Here is an 11,880-nt window from a genome sequence, read left to right on the forward strand (position 1 = left end):
TATTACTTATGACGCTAAATTATATAATACAAGAATAGCCATTCACGAAAAACGGATGGCTATTCTTTATTTTCCTGCTACATAAAATATTAAATTGACCTTGTTATATAAGCATCTATTATATTGTCACTAATATTTTAATACCAATATTATTTTTATGATTTTAATGACAATATTATTCCTAGGCATATTGATAGCAAGGCTGCAAATACAATCCTAAACTCACCTGGCAACAAAAAAGTAATAGTGTGGGCAGGTAGCCAGAATGTAGGTATAGTACCTATAAGTACGTTCTTGGCATAGGCAAAGTAATCTATATTATTACACACCCTCTTTAGGCTGATCTTTTCTCCCTTGTGCTTGTATCTAAGGTCTAGATATGTATCTGTATGCTTGTGTAATACCATAAATACAGGACCAAAGCTAGTATTCATGACAAGTGATGTCAAGAATGCAAACATCAATGTAGACTTCATAATTGGACTATTGCTAGCCTCAAGCTTAATATGCATAGCTGATGCAAAAACTCCCATCATAAAGGCAATCCATACTCCTAGAATACCCCATATAAACATCCTCCACCCTATTGAGTGTGGTATAGTTAACTTCTTACTTTTAATACTTGCAGCTATTATTTCACCAAGAGTTGCTAGTATGGCAAACTTGATAAATGATAGCACATAATGGTTTGTTAATACCGACATAATTCCTCCTTTTTTTGAAAACGTTATCAATGCCTATACATTATAACATGATAGCCTATCTTTTACAATAAAAAAGCCCATTGACTGGGCTTTTTTATCGTTGATTATGATTTTGATTTTGATTTTTTGAAAGTATAGACCTATATCTGTGGACCATACCTCAATTTTAATTATATTCTATTAGAATAACTTACTTACTGAATCACAAGTGTATATTCTATTTATAGCATCTGCAAATACATCAGCTACTGACATAACTGATATTTTTTCTATCTTCTTTTCTTCTGGAAGTTCGATTGTATCTAGTACTATTAGTTCCTTTATACAAGATCCTTCTATTCTCTCTATAGCTGGACCTGAAAGTACTGCATGAGTACAGCAAGCATACACATCCTTAGCACCAAACTTCTTTAAAGCTTCAGCTGCATTTACTATTGTTCCTGCTGTATCTATCATATCGTCAAGTAATATAACATTCTTATCTTTTACTTCACCTATGATGTTCATTACTTCACTAACATTTGGCTTAGGTCTTCTCTTGTCTATTATAGCAATAGGCACTTCCTTGCTGATATTATTAGCGAACTTTCTAGATCTTGTAACACTACCAAGGTCTGGAGATACTACTACTAGATCTTCTATGTCTAATTTCTTAGCAAAGTAATCTGCAAGTATCTTTCCACCTAGTAGATGGTCAACTGGAATATCGAAGTATCCCTGGATCTGTCCTGCGTGCAGGTCCATTGTAAGAACCCTATCTGCACCAGCTGATGTGATTAGATTGGCAACCAACTTAGCTGTAATTGGATCTCTAGCCTTTGCCTTTCTATCCTGTCTAGCATATCCATAGTATGGAATAACTGCCGCAACTGTACCAACAGAAGCTCTCTTAAGCGCATCTATTAGAATTAATAATTCCATTAAATTGTTGTTAACTGGGCTGTTTGTAGACTGGATAACAAATACATCACAACCTCTGATTGTCTCATTGATTGTAACAGATATTTCACCATCACTAAAACTACTAACCTGACAGTCAACTAATTCTACTCCTAAACATTTAGCTATCTTTTCAGCTAACTCTTTAGATGCGTTACCAGCTATAAGCTTCATCTTATGGCTATTGTAACAACTCATAATACACAAACCTCCTAAAAGTAATCTCTTAAAACTCCTAATTTCCTAATAGTATAACATATTTAAAAAATATGCCCTATTTCTTTATATAATTAACATACTATCTATAATTATAACATATTTTTTACATTTATTCACGTTTTTTAGTCAAGTCCTTGGTCTTTTCTTCTCTTTTTTTCAACCCAACCTGGCTTTAAAACCTGACGAGCCCTAGCTATGGCAAGATTACCCTCTGGTATATCGTCTGTTATAGTAGATCCAGTAGCAATAAATGTGTCTTCTTCAACTGTTACAGGAGCTACTAGGTTAGAATTTGAACCTACAAAGGCCCTGTCCTTTACAATAGATTTGAACTTGTTCTTGCCGTCGTAATTAACAAATACAACACCACAACCTACATTTACGTCACAACCTACTTCAGCATCCCCTATATATGATAGGTGAGATGCCTTAGACCCATCACCAAACTTGGCATTCTTGACTTCAACAAAGTCTCCTATCTTACAGTGGTTTCCTATATTTGCCTTTGGTCTTAGGTAGGCAAATGGTCCTACTGTAGTGTTTGTTCCTACACTTGCATCTATTACTTCAGACTTCTTTACGCTTGTGAAGTCTCCAATTATAGAGTTTTCTATGCTTGTATGAGGTCCTATCTTGCATGATGAACCTATCTTTGTACCCTTAGTCAACATACATCCAGGTAGGATGATTGTATCCTGACCTATCTCTACATCTGAATCTATATATGTAGAATCTGTATCTATTATAGTCACACCGTTAGTCATGTGTCTATCGTTTATCCTTCTTCTCATGATTCTTTCTGCGTCTGAAAACTGGTTTCTAGAGTTTATACCCATCAATTCTTCTATAGTTGCTCCAAGAAAGGCTCCTGCCTTTAGGCCCTTACGTCTGATTATCTCTATCGTATCTGGAAGGTAATATTCGTGCTGGGCATTGTTGTTGCCAACTAGGTATAGGGCATCCTTTAGGTCAGCTCCATTAAAACAGTATATACCTGAGTTTATCTCTTTGATGGCACGAGTTGCCTCATCAGCATCCTTCTGTTCAACTATTTTTACAAGGTCCCCATTTTCATCTCTGACTATTCTTCCATAGCCTGTTGGGTCTTCAATCTGGGCTGTTAAAACTGTTACTGAACAGCCATTTTTATCATGGTAGTCAAAGAAATTGACTAGGGTTTCTGGACTTATAAGTGGCGTGTCTCCGCATAATACAACTATTGTATCAGTGTCTCCTATATAGTCCTGGGCCATCAAGACTGCATGGGCTGTACCTAGCTGTTCTTTCTGATATACAGTCTGTACATTTGATTTTAAGGCAGCCTCTACCTCATCAGAACCATGTCCAAGAACCACTATAGTTTCATTTACACCTGCACTTGTAGATGCATCTATTACGTGGTTTACCATTTCCCTACCGCATACCTTATGTACAACCTTTGGATGTACTGATTTCATTCTAGTCCCCTTGCCTGCTGCAAGTATCACTGACTTCTTCATTATATTTCCTCCAAATTATAAAGATTTATATCTTGTTAATTTTATCTTACTTTACAACTATAGCCCTCTGCCCCATCTGGTAGTAAATCTTGGCAAACTCAATGAAATTCACCGTCTTTTTACCATGTATAGGATCAGCTATATATACCATACCCTTGCCCAAACCATGAACTACTACGCAGTGGAGATTTTTGTAAAAACTTACCCTTTCTCCCCTCTCATCTGTGTAAGAATTGACGCTATACTCAGGTGACTTGCCATCAGTTGTATACCATACAGCTACTGGTTTTTTGGATATAGCAACACTATGTAAAAGTGACAGTATATTCATGCCTGTCTTGTCTAGAGCATAGTTTCTAGCTCCTATGCTTTCAAAGTAGCTATTTGCACACTCTACAATAGGTCTTGCATATGCATAATACCCCCTGGAATTGGACCTTGGATTACCTATATAGGCCAGGTCAGGGTTGGCATTTGTTAGTCCACTCTTCTTCAAAAAATTGTCACTCAATTGCTCAGGCCTTACATTTATACCCTCGTGGCTGATCAGCATAGAAAGTGATGTCACTTCACAACCATTTGGCAAGTTAGGATACTGGCTTTTTAGGTCAATTTCCATAACCCTTGTAGGACCTAGATAAAATCCTAGTGCTATTACAAGCGCCAAGAGCGACAACTTAATTATCCTAATTACATTTTTCATTTCTTAAAAACCTCATCATGTAGGTAACTATACAAGTCTTGGTAAACCTCGTAGTAGGCCGTATTATCGCCACAGTCCACCTTTATAAAGTCTTTTCCCATAGTCTGTATGCTTATCTTTATATTGGATTTTTCCATTTTTATAGTATAGTTATCCTTGCTATTCTTAAATTCTTTTTCTGGCTGAATCTTGCCCACCTCTCTCTTGTAAAGGATCTTGTGAACCACATCATCCTTTCTCCACGGCCAAATTCTTTTTTCATCATTGCCATGTAGGACCGTCATCTTACCTATGCCACTGTTATCAGTTATAAAATCTAGGGAAGTATAGATCATCCTCCTATACATAGACTGAAACTCTTTTTTGCTTATTACAGGTATCTTATAAAATTCTGTCTTCTTGCCATCACTTATCTTAAAATAGTTAAAGTCTGTTTCAAATTTTATTCCTGTATCTGTTCTACCATAATTTTTAGGCGAAAAATCTCCATCTATAGACCTTATTTTGACAAATACCTCCATAGACCTCTTGAATTTATCAAGAGTGTCTCCAGATATTTTTATATTCTCTACCTCTTCATCAGAAATGTATACTTTTTTTCTCTGACTCAGCCTAACTACCAGACTTTTCTTTTCTTCCTCTTTTTTCCTCTGTTCTAACATCTGCTGGACAGAATTTTTTTCATCTCCAGTATCAACCTTTAATACATCATTGACTTGTGCTTGATCATTATTGTATTCTGTCAATTTAAAAACTACGAGATATATCACAAAACAAGCCAATACTACTAATACAGTAAAGAATATCTTATTATGTGTTATTTTTTTCCAAATACGTCTTAACATTTTTGCAGCTCCTTTATCCTAGAGTGCATACAGTCTGAAAGTCTTGCAAATTCTTCCAAGCTAAGTGTTTCTCCACGCCTTTTTTCATCTATACCAGCCACTGACAAGACAGCTGAGATATCTGTTTTGTCAAGAATACCCATGCTTGTAAGTGAGTTTAAAAGGGTCTTTCTTCTCTGACCAAAAGAAGCCTTGACTATCTTAAAGAACAAGTCTTCATCTTCAACCTTGTACTTTCTTTCTGGCCTTACCCTTAGTGCTATAACTATAGAGTCAACATTTGGTTGTGGTACAAATAAGTGTCTTGGAACCTTGGCAACAATCTCAGTATCGCAGTAGAACTGGACTGCCACAGATAAGGCACCAAAGTCCTTCTTTCCAGGATTTGCATTCATTCTCTCAGCAACTTCCTTTTGAACCATTACCACTATATCGGTTACATTTATATCCTCTTCCAAAAACCTCATAATTATAGGAGTTGTTATATAATATGGCAGGTTGGCAACCAACTTAACTGGACCACCGTCCAAGTTTTTATCTATAAGGTCCTTTATGTCCGCCTTCATTATATCTTCATTCACAATAGTAACATTATCAAAATCAGATAGGGTATCTCCAAGGATTGGTATTAATTTTTTGTCTATCTCTACTACCATTACCTTTTCTGACCTTGAAGCTAGTTCTCTTGTAAGTGTACCTATTCCGGGACCGACCTCTATGACCTTATCTCCCTGACCAGCTAGGGACCCATCTACTATTTTGTCTATTATATTGTCATCTATCAAAAAATTCTGTCCAAGTGATTTGGTGAATTTAAAATCATGCTTCTTTACTATTTCCATCGTCGCCTTGTGCGATGAAAGTCTCTTATCCATTCTATACCTCTGCTTTCACTCTACCTATAATTAATATATTTAAATGTTCCTTAGGGCTTCGTCAAATTCTTTCCTAGTAACCCCGTAATTATTCAACCTATTTAAAAACTGCTTGGAGTTGCCGTATCCTATACCCAGTATACGTCCTAGCTTGTCCCTCTTATCCGAAGAATTATCCCCTGCCAAAAGACCGTATTTCATCATATCAGCCTGAGAAAATATCTTTTCATTAGAAGGATTCTCCGTCCTCACCTTTTCAAGGGCAGCCCTTATATCCTCTGGACAGGCATTTTCTATACCTATATCGCCGTCTTTGGTAGCCTGGTCTCTAGGTAAAAAGGCATGCTTGCAACCATCAACCTCACTTGCTATCTTTTTTCTTATCTTCTCACCAGCAAAATCAGGATCAGTAAATATTATTACCCCCCTCTTTTCCTTGGCTGTTTTTATTCTTTCCATAACTCCCTTAGGAAATCCAAAACCTCCTGTAGCAATCAGTTCACAATCAAAGGCCCTCTTTACAGCCCTTATATCGTCTCTGCCTTCTACAACTATTACCTCTTTTATCATCCATATTAACTCCCATCCTAAACGAATACATTTTTATAAAATTAAAAATAAACTTCTCAACTAAAAAATTACGCTATTTTTATTATACTACAAATCTAGCTAGTCTCATAGTTCAAATAACATCTTAAATAGACTATAGATAAAAAATGATAAATATAAGACCCCAGGAAAATTCCTAGGGTCCTATATTTATATATAAACTATTTTTAGAAAGCTGCTTCAAGTTTGACCTTCTTACCATTTCTGTAGACCGTTATAGAATCCTTAGCTCCAGATGAGTAAGAATACAATTTTTTACTTACGTCTCCCAATGTTTTGATGTCACTATCACCTATCTTGATGATTATATCTCCTGGTTTAACTCCTGCCTTGCCAGCTATAGAGTCCTTCTTAACTGACCTTATGGCTATACCATTTTCTACACCCAAGTCTTTTCCTGTATAAGATGTATATGTGGATACGTCTATACCGGATATACCTAAAATAGGTTTTGTAAGGTTGCCTTCTTCCACAACCCTATTAACCACGGACTTGACTATATTTATAGGTATTGAGAATCCTAGGTTGTCTGCATTGGCCTTGGCTGTATTTACACCTATTACCTGGCCTTCTTGGTTAAATAGAGGACCACCACTATTACCTGGGTTTATACTTGCATCTGTCTGTATCAGACCAGACATATTGTTAGATGCTGTATTTACATTCCTATTTAGACCACTTATTATACCCTGGGTAACTGATGTCATAAGGTCTGTTCCCAGCGGATTACCTATTGCTATGGCTATGTCACCTACGCTAATCTTGTCGCTATCACCCAATTCAAGAGGCGCTAGGTTAGACTTTGATACCTTAACTATAGCAAGGTCTAGATTGGTATCATACCATATAACCTCGCCCTTTGTAGACTTGCCATCAGAGAATAATACACTCACCTTATTGGCCTTGCCATCAGATACAACGTGTGAGTTAGTAAGTATATAACCCCTCTTATCAACCACAAATCCTGTACCTGTTCCCTTCTGAACACGTCTATCAGGTCCACCTTCATCGTCAAAATCTCCAAAAAGGCCACCTAATCCGTCTCCAAGAGAAAGTCCAGAAGATTGAACTGTCTCAGATACTATTCCGACAACAGAAGGAGATGCCTTTTGGGCTACTGCCTGATATACATTTTGACTCTTGGCAGATGCACTATCTATCACTTTGTTAGATGTCTGCCCTGTATTGCCAGTAGGTTGGCTATCGCTAACTAGCGCCCCCCTGTTCTGAAGCATATTCATCGTAAACACACTACCACCTACAGAAGACACCAGTGCAACTACCAAGACTAAAACAAAAGTTCTAAATTTCATATTCGTCATTCCTTTCCATATCTTTTAGCCTATTATATGATTAAGCACTTAATATAAACTTAAATCAAATAAGAATTGTATATAAGATATCAAATTAATGACGACTATATTAAACTAGTCTTTTTTTCTTAAATACCATACCTGCATAAATAAAACATATAAATTCTGCAACTATAAAGGAATACCAAACGCCTTCCATGCCCATCAGCCTAGTCAAGATCCACATACTAGGAACCAAGAGCAATAATTGCCTCATCAAATTTATAATTATACTATAAGATACCCTTGCTGTCGCCTGCATATATGAAGCTATAATGGTTGATAGGCCGTTAAATACATAAGATAAGGCCATTATCCTAAGTGCACCTACTCCAAAATCCATCATGGCCTCAGATGCCATAAATATCCTAAGAACCAACCTTGGAAATACTATAAGCAAGATTCCACCGAGTCCCATCATAAGGCCTGCTATAATACTCGCATACCTTGCTGAATCATTAAGCCTCTTATAATTCTTAGCCCCAAAATTGTAACTCATAATAGGTATAGTACCCTGGATCAGACCATTGACAGTCATAACTATCAACTGTTGGACCTTGAAATATGCCCCAAAAAATGCAACTGCAGTAGTTGAATATACAATCAAAAAGGCATTGGCAATAGACACCATTATAGCCCCAAGGACATTCATAATAAACGATGGCAGTCCAAATATGAATATATCCTTGAATATCGACATATCTAGCCTTAACCCCTTAACCTTTATCTTGACCTTTTGCCTTGTAAATATCAAAACATAGAAGGCCAATGCCATAGATAGGCTGTAGCCCAATACAGTAGATACCGCCGCACCACCTATTCCCATCTCAGGAAAGGGGCCATAGCCAAATATCAATATGGGGTCTAGGACAAAATTTAAGACTACACCCGCTATCTGAAATAGCATTGGGGCCAACATATTGCCAGTAGCCTGAATAATCTTTTGTATGGCAATATGGACCATATTGGGTACCTGCATAAGCGTACATATCATCATATAAGTTATGGACAGGTCATATACATTTTCACTTAGGCCAAATGACATAAAATATGGCTTTAATATAAGATAAACTAGGGTCATAATTATAAGCCCCATAATCGTTGAAAGAATAATCCCGTGACTTACTATTGAGTTTGCCTTATCAAAGTCTTTTTGTCCCAATTTTTTGGCTATAAGTATATTTATCCCCACGCCTATACCTATCGAAGACGCCAACATAAATGTTGTAAGTGGAAATGACAGGGATACTGCTGTCAAGGCATCTTCAGATATCCATGAAACAAATATACAATCTACAAAGTTGTATGTATATTGAAGAAACATGGAAAATAAAGGTGGTAGAGACATGGATATTATTAATTTTAACATTGGCGTGGTTTCCATTTTATTTTGTTCAACCATTTTTTTACCCCCAACTCCCCTTTATTTATAAGACAATAGGATGGGAACACTCCCATCCTACTATATTATAGGTCGAGGCAACCTATTATTTATTAATTGTGTCTACAAAGGATTAGAAGAATCTCCCCTATAGATAATTGTGTTTCATTTCTATGTCGTGTACCTCTCTACCTTCCTTGAACTTAATCTCTCCAGGAAGTATACAGTCAAGCACTGGACATACATTTAGGCATAGGTGGCAACCAACACAGTTGTCATTTATAACTGGCTTTCTAGTTTCGCCATCCCAATCTATAGCCTGGTGGGCAGCATCGTAGCATGATACATAGCATCTACCACAACCTACACACTTGTCTTCATCTATCTTTGGTATAATCTTGAAATCTCTGTCTAGTTCTTCAGCTGGAACTATATTAGGAAGGGCCATACCTACTAGGTCCTCAATCTTGTCAATTCCTCTTTCATCCATGAAGTGAGATAGACCAGAGATCATATCTTCTACAATTCTATAACCATACTGCATTACTGAAGTAGTAACCTGAAGATTGCTAGCTCCACATAGCAAGAATTCTAATGCATCTGACCATGTTTCTATACCACCCATACCAGTAATTGGCACGTCCTTTAGTTCTTCATGCTGTTTCATCTGAGTTATAAATCTTAGGGCTATCGGCTTTACAGCTGCTCCTGAATAACCAGATATAGAAGACTTAGCGTTTACAACTGGCATAGCAGTCATATTCTCAACGTCTATATTAGTGATGGCCTTTATTGTATTTATAGCAGCTATACCCTTGGCTCCACCCTTCATTGCAGCCATGGCTGGTATTTCCATATTACCTATGTTTGGAGTCATCTTAGCTATTACAGGTAGGTGTGTTGATTCAACAACCGCCCTAGTATACTTCTCAACTAACTCTGGATTCTGACCAACATCTGAACCCATAGCATGGCTAGTCATCTGTGGACATGAGAAGTTACATTCGATCAAGTCTGCACCAGCTTCTGTAACTTTCTTTGCAAGTATACTCCACTCTTCTTCTGTAGATCCCATTATAGATACTGCAAGTACCTTAGTTGGGAAGTCCTTCTTTAGTCTGCTTATATATTCTAGGTTTTTTTCTAGAGGCTTGTCTGATATCTGTTCCATATTCTTAAAACCAGTCCAAACAGCACCTTCTTTTCTAGTTATATCGAATCTAGGTGAACATTCATCAGGTATAAATATACCTATTGTCTTGTAATATACTCCTGCCCATCCAGCTTCGAAAGCCTTCTTTATCATATCGTAGTTACTACATACTGGAGATGAAGATAAGAAAAATGGATTCTCACACTTAACTCCTAAAAAGTCTATTGAAAGGTCTTTAACTAATGCCATCTTATTTGTCCCCCTTTATTCCTAGGTAATTCAAAATCTCATCTGCAGAAACTTTACCATCTGCAACAGCCTGTACTACAGTCATACCGCCGTTTACTATATCTCCATTCATAAAGGCACCCTTTGGAAGATCTATCTCTCTATAATCGTCACTGGCCTTTTGTCCTATAGCAAATATTACTGTATCAGCCTTCATGCTCAGTTCTGAAACATTGTCCCATGACTTAAATAACATCTTTTCAACCTGCCCGTCAGCATTCTTTTCAATCTTTTCTGGAGCAAATCTAGTATGTATTGGTACACCCATTGACTGAACATATTTTATTTCTTCGTGGTAGGCTGGTGCTTCTTCTATAGTTCTTCTGTATACTATAGCTACATTCTTTGCGCCTAACTGCTTAGAAGTAGATGCACAGTCCATGGCAACATCGCCACCGCCTATTACAAGGATATCATCGCCAAGCTTGATATTTCCATCGTTTTCTCTAGCGTATTTCAAGAATTCCTGAGCTGAGTACACTCCCTTAGCATCCCTGCCTTCTATATCAGGAATTGATCCCTTCCAAAGGCCAACACCAACGAATACAGCATCATATTCTTTTAGTAGTCCTTCAACTCCGTCCTTACCATCTATTCTTGTATTGAACTTAAACTCAACACCTAATTTCCTAACCTGGTCTATGTCGTGTTCTATAACATCCTGAGGTAGTCTTGATGGAGTGATTCCATATGTCAACACACCGCCTGCCTTTTCATACTGTTCAATGATTGTTACATCAAGGCCTGCCTGAGCAAGTTTTGCAGCACATGCTAGGGATGCTGGACCTGAGCCTATACAAGCTACTTTCTTGCCAACCTTAGTCTCAGGAGCCCTTAGTGTCTGCATATTGAATAATTTTTCTTGCTCAATAGCAAACTTCTGTAGCTTACCAATCTTAATTGGCTCGTCTATTCCACACCTTGCACACTCTTTCTCACAAAGGTTTCCGTATGGACAGACAAGGGCACAAGTTCCACCAAGTATATTGTTTTCTCTGATAGTTTCAGCTGCACCCTTAAAGTTTCTCATTCTTATAGATCTTATAAACTTTCCTGGGTTAGTTCCAGCTGGACATCCCTTGCTACATGGAGCATCTTCACACAACAGACATCTAGTAGCTTCTTCCATAGCTGTTCTGATATTAAAGTCTTTTTCTGCCGGTTCACCGTACTTTATTTTTTTTACATAACTCATTGCATAGTCCCCCTGTTTAGATTTTGTATAGGATAATTATGTTCATAATTGATATCTTCTTGACAACGCAAGGTATAGGTCCACATATTAGATAAGACCTAGCCCGGTTTTTCTTTTT

General features: G+C 37.2%; 11 protein-coding genes. All 11 read right to left on the bottom strand.

The genetic code is table 11. From position 1 onward, the window contains the following. Positions 1-155: 155 nt before the first annotated feature. Positions 156-704: an Mpv17/PMP22 family protein gene (locus tag HMPREF0631_RS05865; RefSeq protein WP_004167113.1), complete on the bottom strand. Its 549-nt coding sequence runs from the start codon at positions 702-704 to the stop codon at positions 156-158. 180 nt (positions 705-884) lie between these two features. Then, positions 885-1,841 (bottom strand): ribose-phosphate diphosphokinase, encoded by a 957-nt coding sequence (locus HMPREF0631_RS05870; protein WP_004167105.1) that lies wholly within the window; start codon positions 1,839-1,841, stop codon positions 885-887. A 143-nt stretch (positions 1,842-1,984) separates the two neighbouring features. Continuing rightward, positions 1,985-3,361: a bifunctional UDP-N-acetylglucosamine diphosphorylase/glucosamine-1-phosphate N-acetyltransferase GlmU gene (gene glmU, locus HMPREF0631_RS05875; protein ID WP_004167091.1), complete on the bottom strand. Its 1,377-nt coding sequence runs from the start codon at positions 3,359-3,361 to the stop codon at positions 1,985-1,987. Positions 3,362-3,407: 46 nt separating this feature from the next. Next, positions 3,408-4,064 carry a C39 family peptidase gene (locus HMPREF0631_RS05880; RefSeq protein WP_002846646.1) on the bottom strand — a complete coding sequence of 219 codons (657 nt, stop codon included), beginning with the start codon at positions 4,062-4,064 and terminating at the stop codon, positions 3,408-3,410. Next, positions 4,061-4,909 (bottom strand): hypothetical protein, encoded by an 849-nt coding sequence (locus tag HMPREF0631_RS05885; protein WP_002846647.1) that lies wholly within the window; start codon positions 4,907-4,909, stop codon positions 4,061-4,063. The genes HMPREF0631_RS05880 and HMPREF0631_RS05885 overlap by 4 nt, the downstream gene beginning before the upstream one ends. Beyond that, on the bottom strand, positions 4,903-5,784 hold the full coding sequence (gene rsmA, locus HMPREF0631_RS05890; protein WP_002846648.1) for a 16S rRNA (adenine(1518)-N(6)/adenine(1519)-N(6))-dimethyltransferase RsmA: 882 nt from the start codon (positions 5,782-5,784) through the stop codon (positions 4,903-4,905). The genes HMPREF0631_RS05885 and rsmA overlap by 7 nt, the downstream gene beginning before the upstream one ends. Before the next feature lie 39 nt (positions 5,785-5,823). After that, positions 5,824-6,354: a ribonuclease M5 gene (gene rnmV / locus HMPREF0631_RS05895; RefSeq protein WP_004167144.1), complete on the bottom strand. Its 531-nt coding sequence runs from the start codon at positions 6,352-6,354 to the stop codon at positions 5,824-5,826. A 206-nt stretch (positions 6,355-6,560) separates the two neighbouring features. Continuing rightward, positions 6,561-7,706, bottom strand: coding sequence for a S1C family serine protease (locus HMPREF0631_RS05900; RefSeq protein ID WP_004167131.1), 1,146 nt, complete (start codon positions 7,704-7,706; stop codon positions 6,561-6,563). Positions 7,707-7,815: 109 nt separating this feature from the next. Next, on the bottom strand, positions 7,816-9,147 hold the full coding sequence (locus HMPREF0631_RS05905) for an MATE family efflux transporter (protein ID WP_002846652.1): 1,332 nt from the start codon (positions 9,145-9,147) through the stop codon (positions 7,816-7,818). A gap of 127 nt (positions 9,148-9,274) precedes the next feature. Continuing rightward, entirely contained in the window at positions 9,275-10,528 is a 1,254-nt protein-coding gene (gene preA, locus HMPREF0631_RS05910) for an NAD-dependent dihydropyrimidine dehydrogenase subunit PreA (RefSeq protein ID WP_004167112.1), read from the bottom strand. Position 10,529: 1 nt separating this feature from the next. Continuing rightward, on the bottom strand, positions 10,530-11,762 hold the full coding sequence (locus HMPREF0631_RS05915; protein ID WP_004167103.1) for an FAD-dependent oxidoreductase: 1,233 nt from the start codon (positions 11,760-11,762) through the stop codon (positions 10,530-10,532). Between the last annotated feature and the right edge of the window lie 118 nt (positions 11,763-11,880).

Origin of the sequence: Peptostreptococcus anaerobius 653-L (genome assembly GCF_000178095.1) — a bacterium.
Lineage (GTDB): Bacteria > Bacillota > Clostridia > Peptostreptococcales > Peptostreptococcaceae > Peptostreptococcus > Peptostreptococcus anaerobius.

Coding starts and splice junctions, on each gene's coding strand:
- preA (WP_004167112.1), bottom strand. CDS start 10,528: ATGGCATTAGTTAAAGACCTTTCAATAGACTTTTTAGGAGTTAAGTGT.
- HMPREF0631_RS05880 (WP_002846646.1), bottom strand. CDS start 4,064: ATGAAAAATGTAATTAGGATAATTAAGTTGTCGCTCTTGGCGCTTGTA.
- HMPREF0631_RS05900 (WP_004167131.1), bottom strand. CDS start 7,706: ATGAAATTTAGAACTTTTGTTTTAGTCTTGGTAGTTGCACTGGTGTCT.
- HMPREF0631_RS05865 (WP_004167113.1), bottom strand. CDS start 704: ATGTCGGTATTAACAAACCATTATGTGCTATCATTTATCAAGTTTGCC.
- HMPREF0631_RS05870 (WP_004167105.1), bottom strand. CDS start 1,841: ATGAGTTGTTACAATAGCCATAAGATGAAGCTTATAGCTGGTAACGCA.
- HMPREF0631_RS05905 (WP_002846652.1), bottom strand. CDS start 9,147: ATGGTTGAACAAAATAAAATGGAAACCACGCCAATGTTAAAATTAATA.
- HMPREF0631_RS05915 (WP_004167103.1), bottom strand. CDS start 11,762: ATGAGTTATGTAAAAAAAATAAAGTACGGTGAACCGGCAGAAAAAGAC.
- rsmA (WP_002846648.1), bottom strand. CDS start 5,784: ATGGATAAGAGACTTTCATCGCACAAGGCGACGATGGAAATAGTAAAG.
- HMPREF0631_RS05885 (WP_002846647.1), bottom strand. CDS start 4,909: ATGTTAAGACGTATTTGGAAAAAAATAACACATAATAAGATATTCTTT.
- glmU (WP_004167091.1), bottom strand. CDS start 3,361: ATGAAGAAGTCAGTGATACTTGCAGCAGGCAAGGGGACTAGAATGAAA.
- rnmV (WP_004167144.1), bottom strand. CDS start 6,354: ATGATAAAAGAGGTAATAGTTGTAGAAGGCAGAGACGATATAAGGGCT.